The following is a 21,297-nucleotide window of genomic DNA, read 5'->3' on the forward strand; positions in this document are numbered from 1 at the left end:
CGCAGGAACAGGCCAGGAAACAGCACCGACGTTGGCCTAGCGCTCCTGCTGCAGATGCCGCCGTTGCTCAGCGGTCAGACGTGCCATCTGCTTGGGATCGATATCCCGCCCCATGCCAACAAACTGCAAGGGACTCGCGGCGTTGTAGGAAGGCATGCTCGACGACTGATATTCAGGGGGCAGCGACTGCGGCCCTTTCTCAGCCCCCTCCATCGACTCGCTTCCAAACCCCAGCACGCGCACCGTGAAGACCGAAGGCAGGTTCTGACGCGCTGTCGCCCGCTCGCGCTGCATGGCGTCCTGCGCGGCTGCTGTCGCCTGCGAAGCAGCCGCACTCGCATTGGTCAATGCACCGACATTCACCGCTGCGATAGTCGGAATGCCTACCGACTCGCCCTTGACCGCGATGTTGGCTGCGTTGACTACCTGCAGCGCCGCCAGGTTCACGTTGCCCGACACCCGGATGCCCGCTTCACCGGCGTCGATCGTGCCCAACGGCGCGATCAGGTCGATGTCGCCCGCCGGCACTTCCGGGATCGGCGCCAGCGTCGCGATGCCCGCGCCGGTGCTCGGCACTTCTGAAGACAATGTCACATTGCCCCACTGGTCGTAGACACGCTTGGGCGGCGTGTAGACCACAGTGGTCTTGGAGCCCCGGCCCGCGTTGATGTCGCCTTCGGCCGACCAGCCCAGGATGCCGCCGCCGAAGGTGGTCATGATGCGGCTCTGCCCCAGCAGGATGCTGCCCAGCGAGTAGATTGCGATGTCGCCCGCGCCCTGGGTCAGCACGCCGGAATCGGCTGGCGGCGCCTCACCCTCGATGCCGAAGACCTGGCGCCCGCCTGGAGTGAGCAACTGGACGCCACCGCCGAACAGCGTGCGCGCATAGCCACTACGCACGACGGGGATGGCGATGTTGTCGATCACCCGTGTCGTCGCGCCGCGGAACATCGTGATGTCGCCGCGGTAGTCGATGCGTTGGCCGTCAGCACCGGCTTCGGGAAACAGCGTGGCGATGGCGCTGCGGCCGCGCAGGTAGCTGCCGAAGCGCTTGCTGTCCGCGTCGTTGTACTCGCGCCCACCCGCCTTCAGTTCGGCGAAATACACCTGGCGCGCGAAGATGCGTTGTTGTTCGATCGGCAGTGCATCGAAGAAGGCCCGAGCCTCAGCCGCTGTGCCCTGGAAGCCCAGCCCGTTGTCCTTGTCGGACAACCACGCGACCAATTCGGCTTCGTAGGTCTTGACGACCTTGCCCGGCTGGTCGGCCAGCGGCGTGCCGGTCTGGGCGCGACTGCCCGCGTCAAGATAGCGTGCCAAGAGGCCGCTGTAGTCGGCGCCCTTGGCGCCCACGCCTGCCAGCATCGCGATGCTCGAGCCTGGCCGGAGGTCGCCCGGCACCACCGGACCGAGGCTGCTTACTCCCGCGCGGTCTTCCATCCGGATGTTGCGGCCGGCGGTGATCTCCAGCGTGCCGGGGCCGACGATGCTGAAATTGCTGTAGATGATGTCGCGCCCAGCCGAGACCACCGACACGTCGGTCGGATCGTCATGCGCGAACAGGTTGCCTGAGATGTCGTAGGTGCTGTAAAAGCCGCCCGTGCGCACTGCCTGGCCGATGGGCGTGCCGCTGCCGACAATGTCGCGCCCGGCCATCATCCAGACCGGCTGCCCGGCCTCGTAGTAGGTCTGACCGGCACGCGTCTTGTCGTTGGACTGGAACTCGTAAATGCGGCCCGTGGCCACGCCCACCAGGTCGCCGTTCATCGCATAGAAGCGCACGGGTTCGCTGCCATGCGCGTTGCCCGCCGACACGGTGTTCGCGCCCAGTGCGAACAACGGCCGTCCGGTATCGACCAGGTTGCCGGCCCGGGACAGGTTGCTCACCTGGGTGCCGTCCGCCAGAGTGCCCTGGAAGGCTGGGTGGAACGGCGTGGCCATTGCACCCTCGGCTGCACCCGACAGGCTGACGGCGAAACCGCCGCCGTAGATCGAATCGCTGGCGAGAAATTCCAGTTGGCTGTTGGCCGACGGCGTCAGTACCAGCGCGCCGGCGCCCGCCTCCGTCGAGTACGCGGTCGCCGCGCTCCCGTAGTAGAGACTGCCGCTGGCCGCGACCGCGCTCAGGATCGACGGGTAGACGTTCGCCATGTCGGTCGCGGGAACGCCGATATTGGCCATCTGCGGCGTGAGGTCGCCGCCCGCCGAGAACAGGCGGATGGCGGTGTTCGGCGTCCACAGCGTGAACCAGCTTTCGCCGCTGCCCTTGGCCGCGCCGATGATGAAGGGCGTGGTGTTCTGCAGCACGGCGCGGCCCGCGTCGTTGGCCCCCATCACGACCAAGTCGCCACGCGTGTTCACGTTGTAGCTGGCATCGCCCGGCACGAAGACGATGCCGCCCTGCGCCGCAACCCGGTTGGCCGCGAACGGATCGACGGCCCGCGCTTCGCGCACGGACTGCAAGCCCGTGAATTGCGCATAGCCCAGCGACTGGGTACCCATCGCACCCGCCTGCAACTGCACGTCTCCGCGCAGGTTGACGATGGCGCCGTTACGCACCGCATTGGCCGAGATTTCGCCCAGCGGATCGAGCGCGAAGGGGTTGAGCGCGCCAGCGATGCGCAGGCTCAGGTCGCCGCCGCCGGTGAGCGCCAGGCTGCCATCGGCCAGCACGCGGCCGGTACTGCCCACGGCCAGCACTAGGCCGTTGCTGCGCAGGTTGTCCACGCCGGTACGCACGGCCGCACCGCGCGGCGACACGACGCCTGCGTTGCCGCCCACGTTCACCCGCAGGTCGCCACCGCCCAGTGTGCCGTAGCCGGTGAAGCCGGCCAGCGTGTCGACGGCACCGCGCGTTGCGTAGCTGCCGAAGTTGATCCACCAGGCCGTGGACTGGTCGCTGCCCGCGCCGAGCGTGTTGCCACTGCCCTGGCGCCACAGCCAGTTGGCGGTGTCGGCATTGCTCACCCCCTTGTCGTTCGGATTGGGACGACCCACGCCGGAGGAGATGACGGCTTCCATCAGGTCGCCGGTCAGGTTGCCGCCGGCTTGCAGCGTGAGGTTGCCGCCGCCGGCCGGGTACCACGCGCGCGCGAGGCTGTCGGCCCCGCCATTCACGAATTTCTCGTAGGCCTGGCTGCCGTCGACCAGGACGGTGTCCGTGCCACCGAGGGAGCGCGGCAGGTTGTACGGATCGCCAGGCTGCGTGGCCTGCGACGACGCACCCGCGGTGTAGACGCCGAACAGCGAATTCATGCCCAGATCGCCGGCGGCGCGCAGGTCGAGATCGGCGGCGCCGGTACGCAGCACGCTGAAGCGGCTGCTGCCGGGAAGGTACTCGTACGCCACACCGTCGGCGCTGCAATGGCCGGGATAGTCATCGCACAGGGTCGGGTAATCGATGGCAGCGAAATCGATGGGCTGGCCGACCATGCTGAGATCGCCGAAGAAATCGAGCGAGCCTGCTTCGGACCAGACCCAGCCACCGGGCAAGGCCTTGCCGAACAGGCCGTAGTGGCTGTCGGCCATGCGCAGGTTGCCCGCTGCCGGCTGCTGTTGCAGGGTGCGCGGGTCGGCCGCACCGAGATCGGCGCCGGCCGCCAGTTGCAGCGACCACGACTGCGAACCCTCGGGCAGCATCGCGGCCGCGCCCCACAAACGGCCCTCGCCCGCAGGGCGCAGCTCGACCGACTTCGCACCACTGGGCAGCTTGATGTCGGTGGCCGAGGGCAGCAGCGCGCCCACCGGCAAGGGGGTATCGCCGTTCATCAGGTAGCGCCCGCCGGTCAGGACGATGCCCTTGGGCCAGGTCAGCGCAGCCAGCATGGCATCGGCCGGCAGGCGCATGCCGGCGTCGAGCCGTGTGCCCTGGGGCAGCGTCACGTTGACGCCGACGATGCTGCCGGCCGCGTGGATGACCTGGCCCGAGGCATCGCGCACATTCGCCGCCAGTACCGTGCCGGCCGGCAACAGCATTGCCGCAGCCAGTTCGCTGGACACGGGGATCACCGCGCCCGCGCTGAAGGTGTGCGGCTGGATCGGCAGGTCAAAGTTGAGGGCAGTGCCGCCCTCGAAGGCGGTGCCGTCAGCCAGCACGATGCCGGCACGCGGGATCACCGTGTCGCCACCAGTGAAGTTAACGCCCGACAACAGCAACCAGCCCTTGTCGTCCGGTGTGGCGGGTGGCGGCGCGAAGCCGTCGTTGATGCTGCCGAAAATGTCGAGGTTACCGGCCGCGCGGATGCGCAAGGTACCGACTTCGCCCGAGCCGTAGCGGCCGTCGATCCGTTGGGTGTGCGGGTTGACGCTAGCGTAGCGGTAGCCCGACAAATCCAGGTCGCCCGAGACCACGATGTCGCCGCCCGGGTTGATCGTGGCGTTGCTCACGATCTCGATGCCGGGCCGCAGATGGAAGGCGTCGGCATAGGCCGCGCTACGCAGGCCGGCGAGTTTGCCGGCCAGGGCGCTGGCGGGGGCCAGCGCGGCGGTGATGAAATCGGTGTTGTCGTCGTGCTTGTCCTTGAGCCAGGCCTGGGTGATCTCTTGGTAGGGCCGTCCGCTGGCAGCCGGCGTGCTGATCAGCGGGGCATCGTCGTAGCGTTGCATGCCGTTGACCGCGATGGAGCGCGCGCCGCGGATGTCGAGCGCGCCGCGTGCGTCGATGGCGATGTCGCCGTAGACCGCCGCATCGGATTCATTGTTCAGAGCCGATCGACCGTTCGCGCCAAGGCGCGGCGCCGAGAGTTCGAGCGTGCCGCGCGCGTGGTCGTCGTTCTGCCCCGGCTGCGTGCCCAGGGTCGCGGCCGTGCCGTGGCGCAGGTCGATGCGTGCGCCGTCCGTCAGCGTCAGCATGCCGTCACGCGTGCTCAGGTCGACGATCGCGCGGTTGGGCGAATCGATGATCTTGCCGTAGCTATCCACGCGCAGCAGCGTGCCGTGCGCATCGAGCATGGCCGTGCCCGCCACCGTCAGGGCGTTCTTCGCCGCGAGGTAGATGCGGCCTACGCGCTCGCCGCTGGCGTCGACGGTGCCGTTGACCGTGAGGCTGCCGTTGTCGACCGACACGTTGATCTCGCCGGCCCTGAGGCCGTCGCCGATCGTGAGGTCACCCTGCTTGAGCTGGAAGGTGCGCGTGCCGAACACGCCGCCGTCGTTCAGGCGCTGGTTGAGCGATGCGAACTGGCTGTCGAGCGCGGCGCCATCACCCAGACGCTGTGCGCGGATCTCCACGCCGCCCGCCAAGTAGGGCACGAGCGTGCCGCCCGCGTCGTAATGGCCCGTGCTGCCGCCGCGGAGCGTGCCCTGCAGGTCGGCCACCCCCGCCTGTTCGCCCAGCGCCAGCGCCTTGAGCGTGCCGGCGCGGTTGTTCTGCGCTGACAGGTCGATGACCGAACCCGCGGCCTGGTACACGTTGCCGGCCAGGCTTTCGAGCGTGACGTCGCCGCCCCAGCTGTACTTGCTAACGTCGTTGAAGTCGATCTTGCGGCCGGCCAGGTCGAGTTGCGCGCGCCCGGTCAGCGTGAGGTCGCTGTCGGCGGTGAGCACGAGCTTGCCGCTGGGCAGTGCCAGCGTGGTGTCGACGATCACGTTGCGGCCAGCAAGGCGGAGCTCCGCACCGAGTGTGGCGTCGGCCACCGGCATGATTGCCGGGGCAGCGCTGGTCACGCGCAGGTCGCCGCCCGCGGTGATGCGGTTGACGGAGCCCGCCGCGCCCGTCACCAGCGGCGCGTCGATGGTGAGATTGCCGCCGCTGTAGGCGTGGCCCTTGCCGGCCTCGTAGGCACCTTGCGACTGGTAGACCGAGAGGCTGCCCTTGTTGTTGGCCGTGATCCGCTCGCTGGCCGTGAGCCGCACGTCGGCGAAGCCCAGCGCCAGACGCGCGTCGTCACTGGTGCCCGTGGGTTGCGCGCCCGGGCCGTAGCCGAATTCGATGGTCGCAGCCTCGATGGCCAGCGTGCCGCTGCCCGTGCCAGCACCGCCCGTGACCACATCCGTGGCATCCTGAGGCGAGCCCTTCCAGACCAAGTGGCCGGTGCGGATGGTCGCCACGTCGTTTGCGTTGCCTGCGCCGTAGATGGCGGGCGTGCCCAGCACGAGGCGTGCGAGCGTGGATTTGCCGGTGCTCGGGTCGATGGTGTCGAGCGAAGCGCTGCCGAAGAAGCGCAGGCCGCCACTGGCGTTGAGTTCCAGCGTCTCGAGCGCCGGGGCGCCGTACTGCGTGTCGCCGCGCAGCAGGCGCTGGAGCACGCTCTGGTTCAGCGTCAGGCCCGCCGGGAGCGCATTGCCCCCGGCCGCCTCGGCCAGCACCGCGCTGTCGCCGACGTTGATGCCCTGCACGGCCAGCGTGAGATGGCGCGTGCCGTAGCGCACCGTGTCGTCGAGCACGAAGCGGTCGGGCGTGGCCAGCGCGATGGTGCCTTCGGAGTACAACTCGGTCTGGCCCGCACACGGCGAGACGGTACACACGCCGACCTGCAGGCTGCGGTTGCCCAGTCTGTCGACGCTGGCTGGCACCGGCAGCATGCTGAGCACGCCGTTGGACACCGCCACCAGGCTGCCGGTCGAGCCTTGGTAGACGAAGCCGTCTGCCGAGTCGTAGGCGGCACGACCCTTGCCGATCGTGTTGATGCCCGCGCCGCGCTCGATCACGAGGTGGCTGGCGAACTCCACGTTGGCGGCATTCGCCAGCAGGAACACTTCCGGCGCCGACAGCATCGCGCCCTGGCGCAGCGTGAGCTCGTTCGTGCCGCTGCTGAATTGCACGATGTTGCCCCCCTGGCCGTACAGCACGTACTGCAGCCCGCCGATCATCAGGCGCGATGCGCCCAGTGCATTGAGCGCATCGGCGTTCAGCGTCACGCCTTGGAAGCCGGGCGTGGCCGTTGCCCCCCCGGTGATCACCTCCAACTGTTTTCCGATCGCCGCGACCGTGCCACCATAGCCACCCGGGGCCGCGTCGAAGCGGCCGATGCCGTCGAAGCGGAGCGCCTCCTCGCCAGCGCCCGGGGCGAGGTTCAGCAACAGCGTGCGCGCGTCCGCAGGCGCCATCGCGCGTGGCACGCCCTGGCGTGCGGCATCGCTGACGATGAACTTGTTGAAACTGGTCTCGTCGTATTGCGAGTAGCTGCGCAGCACGTCGGCCGGCGTGAGGATGGCCTGGCGGAACAGGGTGTCGCCGATGGCCGTGTTCGTCACGCCCAGCTTCGCCGCCGCCGACCACGAGCCGTTGCGCATGAGGCTGCTGGCGGTGGCCGAGGCCTGCGCCGCAGCGCTGCCGTTGAGCTCGACCCGGAACGCGCCGGGCAGCAGTGCGTAGGTCGAGGGCATCAGCGTGTAGGTGCCCGCCGGCAGGCCCGGCACGCCCTGCCCCAGCGTGATCTGCTGGCCGACCATCGGATCGACCGCGCCGCGCTCGCCGGCGACCGGTGCCTGCGGCGCCTGCACGCCGGGCACGATGGCGTAGACCGGATTGCTCGCGAGGCCGGGCAGACTGAAGCTGCCGTCCGCGGCATTGCGCACCAGCGGGTGGTAGCGCGCATCGGTCGAGCCACCGCGGCCACCGATGAAGCCGGTGCCCCTGAGTTCGCCGCCGCCCGAGAGGTCCAGTACCGCACCGGGCTGCACATTGGCGCTCGCGCCACCGAGCGTGAGACCGATCGTCAGCGTCTGGCCGCGCGAGTCGGCGCCGCCGACGCCGCTCAGCTGGACCTTCTGACCGTCGTAGAGGTAGTTGAGACCGTCGACCGTGCCGCCATAGGGCATCAAGAGTCCGTTGCCGCTGACCGAGGTCAGGCTGTCGGGCAGGAAATTAATGCGCGTGGTGTTCGCGTCGCCGATGTGCAGGTTGCCCAACGGCACACGCAGCACGCCGCCCTGCTCGATCACCGCGGCGCCGAGCGCCAGGCTGCCGAAGACGGCGTGGGGCACCGGTGCGGCTTCTCCGTTGCCTTCGACACGTAGCACGCGGTCGGGCGCATAGCGGCCCTGCGGCAGCACGCCCGCCTGGATCGCGGCCGAGACGCCCGTGGCCGGGTAGATCTGGGCAGCACGCAGTGTGAGGTCGCCCGCGGTCGAGAGGATGGTCGTCGGCACGCCGTTCACGGCGGGGGGCTTGTCCGCAAGAAAGCGCAGGTCGCCCTCACTGGCCAGCCTGACCTGTCCGAAGCCGCGCCGCTCGACCTTGAGACCGGCCGGCGAGTTCGGGTCGCCGGCTTCCGGCGACAGCGCGATGCTGCCGCTGATGCCGGCCATCGACACCAGCGAGCGCACGTCGATGAGCCCGGCATGCACCTCCAGCTGCGCCTCGGAGGGCAGCCAGTCGCCGGTGCCGATGACGCCGAAGCGGCCTCGGGTCGGGTCCAGCGTCGAGTTCTGCGTGATACCGGCCAGTCGCACGTAGGGCGCGGCCAATGTGACGTGCGCATCGTTGCGCGCGCTGTCGGCCAGCATGAGCGGGCCGTAGGCCGACAGACTCTGGCCGAGCCGCAAACTGGCGTTGTCTTCGAGGCTGATGCCGCCCGCGCTGAGCAGCGCGACGTTGTCGAAGCCGCCCCGCATGACGGTGTCGACGCCCAGTCGGCCGTGGCCATAGGCCAGCGTCGCATCGGCCGCGCCGGGGATCAGTCCGGCCGGCAGCGCCGATGGGCCCTGCTGCCCGCCGATCACCAGATCGCGGTGACCACGCACAGCGTTCTCGGCCAACGCGGGCTGTCCTCCGCCCGGGCCGGAATTCGTACGCAGCTCGGGCGATTCCAGCGCGACCTGCAAAGTGCCGCCGGCCGCGCCCGCGCCGCCCGAGCGTGCACGCAGCTCGCCATTCAAGTAAAGGCCGTTGTTCGAAGCCAGCGTGATGCGCCCGCCGCGGCTCGCGACCGCGACCGGGCCGGCACCGCTCAGGTCGAGTACGGCCGAGGTACCCGAGGCATCGAGCAAGGCACCCTCGCGCACGACGATGAAGCCGTTGGCCGCCGTGGCCGAACCGTCGCTTTCCTTGATCTCGCCGCCGATCACGATGCTGCCGCCGTCGCGCACGATGCCGTAGCGCCGGCCCTGCGCATCGAGCGCCGTCGCGGGCGTGGCGGACGCGTCGATGACCGCCTGCTCGCCGATCCAGATCGAGCGGCTGTGCGCCACGTCCGCCGCGCGCTCCTGCTCCATCCGCGTGAGGTCGATGTTTTTGAGCGAGACGCTGCCGCCGCGCGCCTGCAGCCGTCCTTGCAGCGTGAGCTGCCCGGCGCTGGCGACCTGGATCGACTGGCCCGCATCGGCCGTGATCTGCGCACCCTGGCCAATCACGGCGGCCACCTTCGGCAGGTCGGCCGCCAGCGTCTGCGCCGTGCCCGCCTGCAGGCTCAGGCTCGCGCCCGCGCGCTGCGTGAGCACGCCCTTGACGGCATCCTCGGCATAGAGTGGCGGCGTCCAGGCCTGAAGCGCCTTGCCGGCATCGGCGCCGGTCGCGATGTCCTTGGCCTCTGGGGTCACGCGCAGCACCGGCATCGTCACCTCGACCCGAGTGCCCTCAGCCACCGTGAGGCTACGGTCACCGATCAATTCGTAGCGGCTGAAGCCCTTGTCGAAGAAGTTGCCTGAAAGAACCAGCGTGCCCGGCTCGGCCGAAGTACCTGCGCCCCCTGTGCCGTCCGTGACGAGCATACGGCCGGCCTGCAGGTTCAGCGTGCCGCCGCCCGAGGCACCCCAGCCGCGCAGTGCGCCATCGATCGCCAGCACGCCATCGGCGCCAGCGGCCTGGGCATTCGCCTGCAGCCGGATGTCGCCGCCCTTGCCGCCCTGCTGCGACTTGCCATTGGCCAACAGGGCTGCGCCCGAGGACACATCGACCAAGCTGCTCTTGGCCAGCAGCACGTCACCGCCGCTACGGATCGACACGCTGCCGCCGTTGCGCCATGCCATGGCGTGCGTGCCGGCAGGATTGAGAAGAAGGTTGCTCCAGAGGCCACGCGTGTCCAAGGTCACGCTTTCGCCTACCGCGACGCCCGCGCGCACGCCCTCGGGCGTCACGATGCCGGTGGTGTCGGCCAGGTAGTTGGTGCTGGCCTGCGTGAGCATGTCGCCCAGGCGGATGCTGCCGCCGCGCGCGGTGAGGTCCGCGTTCACGCCGACCTTCGAGCCGTAGAGCGTGATGTCACCGCCGTTGCCAACGGCCAACGCAGCGTCTACCGTGATCGAGTTCGTGGCCGCGATGCGCACCGCCCCAAGTGCGAAGCCGTTAAGCAGTGTGGTGTCCAGGATCAATGTGTCCTGGCGCGCCGCCGGCAGGGCCGTCGCGAGGTCGAGCCCGGTGGCGATGCGTTCGGCCGTGTCTGTCAGCACCACATCCTTTACGCCCGCGGTGTCGAGCCGACGGTGCATCAGGCCGGTGCTCTTGTCGTAGAGGGTGCCGTAGCTGCCAACCACCAACTGCCCGCCGCGTGCTGTCGCGTTCTGCGATTGGTTGTAGCCGTCAAGGTTGATGTCGGGCGCCTGGGTCTGGCGCACGCCCTGGAAGGCCTCGCCGACGATGTCACCCTCGATCACCGCGCTCTTCGTCCCGACCACCAACAAGCCGGCGTCGCGGCCCACTGTGTAGCCGCTTTCCAGACTTTTCTGCGGCCCGATCAGCGGGTTGTAGAAAAATCCCGTGGCTTTTTTCCCCCAGCGCAGGTGCTCGTCCTCGAACCCCTTGTACAACCCGATGTATCGCAGATCACCCGGCGCCTTGTTGACTTCGTACAGCCGTCCATCCGCGCCTTTGAGCCAAGTCTGGTGGATGAAGCCGGTCTGCACATTGACCGTACCGCCGGACAGATTGATGTTCGAGCCGGCCTGTGTCACCACATCCTTGCCGCCAAAGCTCACCGTGCCGCCCTGCGCCATCCATTCGCCCACAGTGTGGCCCTGGGTGCCCAGGTAGCCACCGACCTCCAGCAGGCCTCCCCCGGTGTACCAGCGGTCGCCGTCGTAGCCGTTGGTACCCTTGGGTACGAACACCAGGCTGCGCCGGTCGATCCACACATCGTTGCTGTTGAGGCTCTTGCCGTCCCGGTTGATCGGGGCGTCGCGCTGCTCGTTGCCCTGGATGTTGACCTTGACGTTGTTGGATTCCATCGTCACGTTCACGCCCACGGCACCGGACACGTCGAGCAGGGCACGTTCACGCACCAGGCTGCGGCTCGCTGCGTTGACCGCGATCTGGCCGCCCGTGGCGAGCGTGAGCGATTCGCTCTGGAAGTCGACGCCCCCCCCGCTGGTGATCTCGATGCGGGACTGATCGCGGCGATCGGCAAGGGCGACGATGTTCTCGGCGCTGCTCACTGCCGGGCTTCGCAGGCCATCGCGCTGGCTGTCCAGCGCTGTCTTGCCGTCATCTTCGATCACCACCGCGGTGGCGGCGCCCTGGCCGAGGGCCACCTTGCCATCCGCGCCAATGGCATGGAGGTGCACGGTGCCGCGGGTGTTGACGGTGGTGGTGGCGAGCGCGATGCCGTTTTGCTGGACGTCACGCCCGACCATCGTCACGTCGCCCTCGCGGGCCACGATCAGGCCGGTGTTGGTGACCTTGCCCGACAGACTGTCGGTGCTGAACTGTGGGGTGATCTCGTTGCCACGCGTGGTCGAGGCCTGGTTGCCATCGGTGCCGACGCCCTTCTTGATGACGAAGCTGTCGCCGGCCGCGAGTGCGGTCTGGCCCTTCCTCGTGGCAATGTCCCCCGCGTTGTGAACCTCCTTGCCGAGCAGCAGGACGTATCCGCCGCCTTCGGTAGAGGTCCGGGGGGGGAGCGTGGCGATCTGCGCACCGGCCTGAATCTCGACCTTGCCTTGGGCGTTGGTGAAGCTGGGCTGAGTGGCGCTGGCGCTATAGATGCCGCTGGCCTTGAACTGGCTGTCGCCGATCTCAGCAGCCGCGGCGACCAGGTTGCGCGTGTTGACCTGGCTGGTGCCATTGAAGACGATGCCATTGCGGTTGACGATGAGCACCGTGCCATCGGCCTTGATCTGGCCTTGGATCTGCGAGGGACGTGCGTTCGGGTCGTTGACGCGGTTGAGAACCGCCCAGTCCTTTTGCTGTTTGAAGTCCACCGTCGTATTGCGCCCGACGTTGAACGTCTCCCAGTTCAGGATGGCCTTGTCGCCGGTCTGTTGGATGGCAATGTTCGTACGGCCATCGACCTGGGAAGGCTCCGGGGCATTGGCGTTGTGCCAGCCAGCAGTCAGCGAGTTGGTATCGATCCTCAGGCCACCTTCGGTCATGCCGTCGGGAACGGATGCGCCATCGGCGGCTGCGAGGCGAGCGGCTGCCTGGGCCGACTGCTGCGCCGCGATGCCGCGCGCTGCGAGATTCAGGTTGCTGATGGAACGCTGCAGCTGCTCGTTGGCCTTTTGCTGTTGCCCAAGCGGGCTCGTCAGGCTTGATGCGGGCATGCCGTTGGGCAGCCTGCCCGTTTGCGAGGCCGTGTGCTGAATCGCCCCCTTGTCCGCGAACCAAGCAGGACTGAAGGCGCGCTGGGCCTGCGCGTGGCCCACCACACCGCCGGCCGCCAGCGTCAATGCAATGGCCCGGGCCATCGGCGCCAGTCGGAACACCCGATCTCCCTTGTGTATCGTTTGTCGTGTTTTGCCGCTGAGCCCGCGTGTGGTCATTTGAATTTCTGCCGAAAGTTGTGTCACTGTCATTCGGCTGCCCGTCTCGCGCCGGCCAACCATGTTCTTGGAGCTCAGTTCATCGCGTGCGACGGGCACGCGACAAAAACCTCCCTGTCATGACTACAACGAACGGTTCAACTCAAACCCGCAAAAGATTCTTCAGGTTTTTCTTGCGCCCAAAGCTCCATACGCAACTTCGAACCTGCAGCAATCCGGCATCGGTACGACACGCGATCCACCAGAAACCCGCCGCTGCGAGGCATTTGGACTAGCTCAGAACAAGCAAACCGCCTGGAAGCGATCGGGCAGTGAGACCGAAAACATGCTGGAGCTGCGTCAGCGCAAGATCCAAAGACGCAATGGCAAAGTGCCCGCTCACCGACTTGTCGCGCGCCGCATCGTTCATCAGCACCACGCGGCCGGACCGATAGCGGTTGATCTCCTCCAGCGCGTCCACCAATCGGATCTGCTTGAACACCAGCATTCCTTGGCGCCAAGCCGACACGTCAGCCGGATCAATGCCTGCCACGCCACTGACCGAACGGGCGTCGTAGATCGCCTGCTGGCGCGCTTGCAGCGCCCGGTCGCCCGCGGGGTGTTCTACGCGTACCGCGCCGGCAACACACGTCACACACACCTTGCCGTCCAAAGCCCGGACCTCGAATTTTCCGAATTCAGCGACAGCGCGGCCGGCGCCGGCCGCCACGGAAAAGGGGCGCCCTGATCCAGTCAAGTCGATAGCGGCTTCGCCACTGAGCAGATCCAAGCCAACTGTCTGCCCCCCATCCATCTGCCGGCGGGCGCTGCTACGTGTATTCAATGTGAGATTGACGCGCTCACCGAGCGCCAGCGAGCGCTGCTCGCCAACGGCGGTCCGGTAGTCCGCTCCCCATTCAGACGGCGCTGGCCAGAGTCCCAACGGCGGATAGGCAATCGCCATCCCTGCTACCGCGGCGGTACTCACGGCGGCACTCAGGAATGCCCGGCGCCCTTGATGCGGCTCACGCCGCGTGCGTTCATACTGGGCGGCCACATCCGGGTTGGCTCGCAACAGCTCGCCGGCCGGTCTCTTCAAAGCACCCCACCGGCGCCTGGCCTCGTCGTACATCGACTGGTGCGTGGGGCTGGTGCGCACCCATTCACGAAATCCACGGGCATCCTCCGTGGTCGCACGACCCGAATTCAGCAGGCGAAGCCAATTCCACGCCTGCTGTTTAAGCTCGTCAGGCGAGACCGTGTGATCGTGCAGAGGCGTCTTCATCGTGTCATGCCAGGCAACCAAACTTGGACGCACCAACGCAGGCCTGCAAAACGGTCGCCGGCTGGACGCTGCATTCGTGATCGTACTGTTCGCTCCATAGGGCTAGAACGAACGGCGACACGCAAACCCGCATTTATTTTTTTCCATTGCCGCCCATATGCGCATCCAGTTCGTCATGAGCGCGTTTGAGTTCGTACTCGACCGTCCGCAGCGAGACGCCAAGGCGCTTGGCGACCTCCTTTTGCGTTACCTCCTCCCAGTGCACCAGCACCACGATCACGCGACGCCGCTGCGGCATACGGTCCATGATTTCCGTCAGGGCATCCAACTCGGAGCGCGCCTGGGCAGTTTGCGCCGGACCTGGCGCCGGATCGGCCATCTCGTTCAGCAATTCGTCGACGTCGTCGCCTGAAAGGAAGCGGTGCTGCCTGCGCTGGATATCCACCGCGATGTTGGTTGCCACGCGCATCAGATAGGCGCCGGGTTGCTCCATGGGCCGCTGGTCGCCCTTGTCTTTCACCCGCACCCAGGTGTCGTGCAGTGCATCGCTGGCCAAGTCGGCGTTCCCAAGCATCTGTGTCAGGCGCCGTTTGAGGCTGGCGTAGCGATTGTTCAGATAGTCCAGCAGGATCGGTTGCCCGTCGTTGGCCATGGTCAGGACACGCCCTGTTCCTGGCCGCAGCGTTGCTCGCTGCGATCGAAAGGCAGAAGCATCATGGTCAGCGGCTGCTGCGCCACGGCCGGCGGCGGGGAGCGGTCGATTTGCACGCGCCGCAAGGTTGCTAGCAGCAACGCGTCGCGGTGGGCATCGCCGGTCGTACCAAGAAGGAGCGGGGACCTGATACGACCAGTTGGGTCAACCTGAAAGCGGAACAGGGAACTGTAGGCGCCCGGCGCGATGCGGGGATCGGCGCAGAGCGCCTGCCAGATTCGCGCCTGGATCAGACCGGGATAGCCGCCCTCGTTGAACAGCCTGGGCAAAGTGGCCTGTGCGACGGGACTCACCTTGCCAGCATCCTTCAGCACGAAGGTCTCTCCATGTTCGGATTGCAGTTTCTCTGCGGTCAGTCCGGTGCCTTCGAGCAGCTGATGCAATGCGACCTCGGGCGCATAGCGGCCTCGCACAGCTGAGGAGGTGCGCCCGACAATCATGTTGGTGTCAAACAATGCGGGCTGCCTGGAGACGTCGCCGTATTTGAAAAGCGCCGCATCCAGCGGCTGCGCCGGGATATCAAAGTCGAACTGACGGCCTGTAGTGACCGACGATGAACGGGATGGAGCGCCTCCGGTCGGCGCTTTGGCGGCATCCATCGCCCAAGCCGCTCCGGCAAGCCCGCACAGCATGCCAAGCGCCACCACGCGACGGCTCAGTCTCGCGATGTACGAACGCACCCTAGTCGGTCCTGGCGCTCCGCAATGCCGCGAACGCCGCCGCGCCCGCAGCTGCGTTGCAGCGACCATGTCGGGGGGATAGATCGAGTCGACAAGGGATATGAACCATCCTGAAAACGTCCATAGTTGCACCCCAATGTGACGCCATGGTTACGCCGGTGTTGGGTCAGGGATCGGCGGAATTCAACATGCCTCGGGCCCACTATGCTGTGCAGCTCTACAGGAGCGAAGAGATGGAGGTTCAACCGGTCCGAGCCGCAGCGACTTTGACGGATCGCGTGCTTGGTCTCGTAAGGGGCGATCGCAGCGCGTATGCGCCTGCTCCGTACGACAGATCAGCTCAACAACGAGCACAAGCGCACGCCGCTCATAGACTGAAATGAGCCCCTGTGCTCGCCATATGGCGGCGGGGCACCGCGCAGCACCTTGCGCGTGCCGACTCGAGAGATGCGCCCGATCTTCAAACCTTCTTCTTACCTCTCGCCCCGCGAGCCACAGTGCATGATTCAAGCATGAGATTCCATGCTCTCGCACTGCCTGTTTTTTCAGCGCCACCGACGGCACTGCCTTCGCGTGGCTGACGGCGCAGCCTGCCAGGGCCGTCTCATTCATCCGCCCCACATCGAGCGCTGCGCGCACCGCGCGGGCGCGCCATGCATTCATAGGAGGACGTTTTTCCATGCGCCGTTTTGAACTGATTGAAGGAACCGCCAGCAAATTCTGGGAAGTGGAGCAATCGGACACCGACCTCAACATCCGCTGGGGCCGCATCGGCACCGCGGGCCAGAGCCAGACCAAGTCGTTCGCCGACACCGCCAAGGCCGCCACCGCGCTGACCAAGCTGGCGGCCGAGAAGACGGGCAAGGGTTACAGCGAAGTGGGCGTGGCGACGGATGCGGCCATCGGCAAGGCCGAGGCGAAAGTGAAGACCGAGGCAGCGCCGGAAATGGCAACGGCCGCATCCGCAGCGAAGGCCTCGCCTGCAAGCCATACCGCAGCGGCGGACGCGCCCGCCGAGGGCATCGACAGCCAGGCCGACCGCGCGTTCGAAGCGGTGCGCGCCCAGATCGAAAACGGCACGCTCACCCGCAAAGACACGCTGTCGCCCTCCGGCCTCAAGCGCCAACACGGCGTGAGCGAACAAGGCGCCGCGCTCGCCTTCAAGCGGCTGCAATCCGTCGGACTGCTGGAGGGCTGGGGCACCAGTTGCTCGCCGCCGAAAGACGCGCAAGCCATCGCGAAGGAACTGGGCGCCATGGCACCAGCCACGCAAGCCGCGCCCGCACCGACCTCGCAACTCCCCGTCAACGCCGACATCCCGCCCTGGCTCGCCGCCGGCACACCCGTGCGGCTGTCGCCCGACATGCTGCGCGAAGCCTTCCCCTCGCGCCGCTTTCCGCCCAAGCCCTTCGAGCCACCGGTGAGCGTTGCCGCGGCCTGGCTGCCGGTGCGCCGCAAGCTCGACCTCAATGTCGACCTGAGCGTGACCGACGCGGCGCTGCGCGATGCCACGCAGCGCATGGTCGATCGCGGCACGCAGCCCATTCCCGCGGCAGACGCCGGGGCCGACACCGTGCTACTGGCGCTCGTGCTGAGCACCGGCGGCCACTACGGCAGCAACGAGGCGGGCGCCGCGCTGGTGCACTACCTGGTGGCGCAATACGGCCTGCCGGGCACCGTCGACATCCTGCTGGCTGCGCAACAGATCGAGATGCAGTCCACCTACGACCGGGCTGCGAGCAAGCACCGCTACAGTTTCAGCACCAGCGTGTCCAAACAGATGGGCAGCGCCTACTACGGCCCGCTGGGCGAAGGCGAGCAGGCCTTGCGCGCGCACCTTGCGCTGGCCGCCCCCGAGGTCTGGCAGGACTGCCGCTACCGCATCGAGGCCGGCCTGCCTCACGTGCACGCGAGCCGCCGGCCCGTGCTGGCGATGCTGCTGCCCGATGCGCCTGAAGTCTCGAACGCGCTCGCGCATGCGCTGGCGGCCGAGAAGAGCACGCCCGAAACCCTGCACTGGCTGCAGCTGACGGCCACCGACCCCGACGCCGTCGCACTGGCCGCGAAGGTGCGGCTGAGCTATTCGAGCGGCTTCTGGGGCAGCGGCGCCATGACAAGCACGCTGGTGCAGGAGCGAGGCGTCGATGCGGTTCCCGTGCTGGAGCGCGGCGCGGCCACCGACGACGCGGGCGACGCGCTCGCCTGCATCGGCACGCCCGATGCGGTGCTGGCGCTGGCCCGCGTGGCGAGCGCGTCGAAGGGCGCGCTGGCACGCCTGGCGCTGTCGGTCGACCGCTGGCCGATGGCGGCGATTCCCGCGCTGTCGCGGCTGGTCGCGGCAGGCGGCAAGGATGCGAACCTCGTCAAGCCCAGCCTCACGCGGCTGCTGCGCGCGCACGGCACGGCCCTGCCCGCGCTGCGGCCCTGGCTCGACGCGGGCGCGCAGGCCGTGATCGACCAGCAACTGGCGCTGCTGGCCGGCCCCGCCGAGGTGGCCGAGGCGAGCGAGCTGCCCGGCGTGCTGGTCGCGCCGCCGTGGCTGGCCAAGGTGCAGAAGAAGGCGGCCGGCCCGCTCGCGCTGGAACCCTTGGCATCGACGCCGGTGGAGCAATGGCAGGAAGGCGAACGTGAGAAGGCGCTGCGCATCAACTCCTGGCAAATGAACCGCCATGCATCGGCGCGCCAGGATCTGTCGGTGCTGATGGACGAACTGGGTTTCGACAAGTCGAAGCAGAAGACGATCGGCCCGCTAGGCAAGCTGGCGGCCGAGGCCGTGAAGGCCGGCGATGCCGACGCGCTCATCACCCACTGGCGCGCGATGGTGGCCGAGCGCAAGAAGGAGCGCTACTACTGGTTTCGCTTCGACTCGGCCTATGCCGCGCTGCTGCCGGCCGCCGTCGGCGTGCCGTTCTGGAACGCCGTGGCCGGTGAGGCCGAGAGCGACGACATCGGGCTCATCCTGGCGACCCATGGCCTGGCAGTGCTGCCGGGCCTGGTGGCCATGGTGCGCACCAAGCCCACCGAGAACCTCTCGTATGCGCTGAACTACGGCGCGGCCGAACTGGCCCTGCCCGCGGCACGCGCCTTCGCCAAGCTGAAGACGCTGCGCGCCGAAGGCCGCGCCTGGCTGCTGAAGTACCCCGAGCACACCGCCTGCGGCCTGATTGCGCCCGCGCTCGGCAAGGCCGGCGAGGCGCGCGACTGCGCCGGCTCCGCGCTGCGCCTGCTGCAGGCCAACGGCCACGAGGCGCTGCTGCTCGAGGTGGCCGGCCGCTACGGCAAGCCCGAAGTGGTCGAAGCGCTGCGCGCCGTGCTCGACGAAAGCCCACTCGACCGCTTCCCCACCAAGCGCGCCAAGCTGCCCGAGTTCTGGCAGCCGCGCGGCTGGCGCCGGCCCGCGCTGAAGAACGGCAAGGCCCTGCCCGACGACGCGCTCGACAACTTCGGCCAGATGCTGACCTTTCCGACCAACGAGGAAATCTACGGCGGCATCGCCGTCGTCAGGGAAGCCTGCGACGCCGGCTCGCTGGCCGAGTTCGCCTGGGACGCCTTCACCGCCTGGCTCGAGGCCGGCGGCCCGAGCAAGGAAGGCTGGGCACTCACCATGCTGGGCCAGTTCGGCAACGACGACACCGCGCGCAAGCTCACGCCCTTCATTCGCGCGTGGCCCGGCGAGGCGGCGCATGCGCGCGCGGTGACCGGACTGGACGTGCTGGCCACCATCGGCAGCGACGTCGCGCTGATGCTGCTCAACGGCATTGCGCAAAAGGTCAAGTTCAAGGGCCTGCAGGACAAGGCGCGCGAAAAAATCGACGCCATTGCCGAAGCCCGCGGCCTGAGCACCGAAGAGCTCGAAGACCGGCTCGCGCCCGATCTCGGCCTGGACGAGCAGGGCACGATGCGGCTGGACTTCGGCCCGCGCGCGTTCAAGGTGGGCTTCGACGAAGCGCTCAAGCCCTATGTGCGCGAGACCACGGACGGTGTGGACGGCGCCCGCCTGGCCGACCTGCCCAAGCCCAAGAAGACCGACGACGCCGAACTGAGCAAGGAGGCCGTCGAGCGCTTCAAGCTGCTGAAGAAAGACGCGCGCACCATCGCCAGCCAGCAGCTGCTGCGCCTGGAAGTGGCAATGTGCGCGCGTCGGCGCTGGACGCCTGAGGTGTTTCGCATGTTCTTGGTCGAGCATCCACTGGTGCGCCACATCGTGCAGCGGCTGATCTGGGGCGTGTATGCGGTGGAAGGCGCAGCCGAGGGCAGCAGCTACGGCGGTACGCTGCAGGCGTGCTTCCGCGTGGCGGAGGACGGCAGCTACACCACTGCGGAGGACGACCCATTCGAGCTGCCAGAACCAGGCCAAGGGGCGAGCATCCGCATCGGCGTGACGCATGCGCTGGACCTGCCGGCCGCCGATGCCGCGGCGTTCGGCCAGGTGTTCGCCGACTACGAGCTGCTGCAGCCCTTCGCGCAGATCGGACGCGACGTCTACACGCTGACCGAGGAAGAGAAGAAGAGCCTGAAGCTCGAACGCTGGAAGGACGTGAAGGTGCCCACGGGCCGCGTGCTGGGGTTGGCCAACAAGGGCTGGCGCCGCGGGCAAGCACAGGACGCGGGCTGCATCTGGTACTTCAGCAAGCCGCTGGGCGCCAACCGCGTCATCGAGCTGAGCTTGGACCCCGGCATCATCGTCGGCATGGTCGACGAGTACCCCGAGCAGACGCTGGGCCAAGTGCAGGTCGGCAAGCCTTCGGGCTGGGGCGACATGCAGGATGCGGAAACGCTGAACCAGCTCGACCCGATTTCCGCGAGTGAACTGATCCGCGACATGGAAGGCCTGAGGGCCTGAGTTGAACAATGGCCACATCGAACAAGCCCCCCAAAGACGCCGGCCCCGCGCCGCAGCAACTGCAGCGCCCGCCTGCCGAGATCCAGTACGCCGCACAGCTCGCGCGGCTGCAGGCGCAGGACACCGACCCGCGCCCGCCCGGCTGGGTGTTGGGCCTGAAGGCCGCGCGCTCGTTCATCCTGGGCGACGCGGCGCTCGACATCGCGCCCAAGATCGTCGCGCCCGTGGCCAGCATCGAACGCATGCTCGTCACCCTGGCCACCGGCCGCGGGCTGATGCTGGTGGGCGAGCCGGGCACGGCGAAGTCGATGCTGTCGGAGCTGCTGGCCACCGCCATCTCGGGCATCTCGACGCTCACCATCCAGGGCGGCGCATCGATCACCGAAGACCAGATCAAGTACGGCTGGAACTACGCGCTGCTCATCAACGAAGGCCCGAGCCCGCGCGCCATGGTGCCGGCGCCGCTGTACCTGGGCATGCAGCGCGGCCAGGTGGTGCGCTTCGAGGAAATCACGCGTGCGCCGCTGGAGGTGCAGGACTGCCTGCTGGGCATGCTGTCCGACCGCGTCATGGCGGTGCCCGAACTGGCGGGTGAGCACGGCATGCTTTACGCGCGCGAGGGCTTCAACATCATCGCCACCGCCAACACGCGCGACCGCGGCGTGAACGAGATGAGCGCGGCGCTGAAGCGGCGCTTCGACTTCGAGACGGTGTTTCCCATTCTCGACTTCGACCGCGAGTTGGCGCTGGTGCAGGAATCGTCCGCACGGCTGCTCGCGCAGAGCGGCATTCCGAAGACCGTGCCCGCGCCGGTGCTCGAGCTGCTGGTGTCCACCTTCCGCGACCTGCGCGGCGCGCCGGGCAAGGCTGAAAAAGGCAACGGCAACGGGGGCAACGACGGCGCGATGGACAAGCTCACCGCCGTGATGTCGACCGCCGAAGCGGTGAACGTGGCCCACGCGGTGGGCGTGCGCGCCTGGTTCCTCGAACAGCGCGAAGGCTCGCCGGCCGACCTGGTCGACTGCATCGCCGGCACGGTGGTGAAAGACAACGCGGACGACCGCGCCAAGCTGCGGCGCTACTTCGAGCAGAAGGCGGCCAAGCGCAACGGGGCGCACTGGCGCGCGTACTACGAGGCGCGGCATCGCCTCCCCTGACCGCGCCG

At 67.9% G+C, this 21,297-nt stretch carries 6 protein-coding genes; 2 read left to right on the forward strand and 4 right to left on the reverse strand.

Annotated elements, in window-relative coordinates; translation table 11 throughout:
• Positions 1-36: 36 nt before the first annotated feature.
• From QF040_RS07960 to QF040_RS07975, 4 genes are all read right to left on the reverse strand, one after another.
• A complete protein-coding gene (locus QF040_RS07960) occupies positions 37-12,558 on the reverse strand; it encodes a filamentous haemagglutinin family protein (protein WP_429614630.1) in 12,522 nt (4,173 codons plus the stop codon).
• A gap of 346 nt (positions 12,559-12,904) precedes the next feature.
• A complete protein-coding gene (locus QF040_RS07965; RefSeq protein ID WP_429610591.1) occupies positions 12,905-13,897 on the reverse strand; it encodes a FecR family protein in 993 nt (330 codons plus the stop codon).
• A 133-nt stretch (positions 13,898-14,030) separates the two neighbouring features.
• A complete protein-coding gene (locus tag QF040_RS07970; RefSeq protein ID WP_429610592.1) occupies positions 14,031-14,549 on the reverse strand; it encodes an RNA polymerase sigma factor in 519 nt (172 codons plus the stop codon).
• 2 nt (positions 14,550-14,551) lie between these two features.
• Entirely contained in the window at positions 14,552-15,289 is a 738-nt protein-coding gene (locus QF040_RS07975; protein ID WP_429610593.1) for an STN domain-containing protein, read from the reverse strand.
• Positions 15,290-15,968: 679 nt separating this feature from the next.
• On the opposite strand from QF040_RS07975, the gene QF040_RS07980 reads away from it, so the two are divergent.
• Positions 15,969-20,132, forward strand: coding sequence for a WGR and DUF4132 domain-containing protein (locus tag QF040_RS07980; RefSeq protein ID WP_429610594.1), 4,164 nt, complete (start codon positions 15,969-15,971; stop codon positions 20,130-20,132).
• 8 nt (positions 20,133-20,140) lie between these two features.
• Positions 20,141-21,289, forward strand: coding sequence for an ATP-binding protein (locus QF040_RS07985; protein ID WP_429610595.1), 1,149 nt, complete (start codon positions 20,141-20,143; stop codon positions 21,287-21,289).
• Positions 21,290-21,297: the final 8 nt, after the last annotated feature.

Source organism: Variovorax sp. W2I14, assembly GCF_050435205.1.
Lineage (GTDB): Bacteria > Pseudomonadota > Gammaproteobacteria > Burkholderiales > Burkholderiaceae_C > Variovorax > Variovorax paradoxus_C.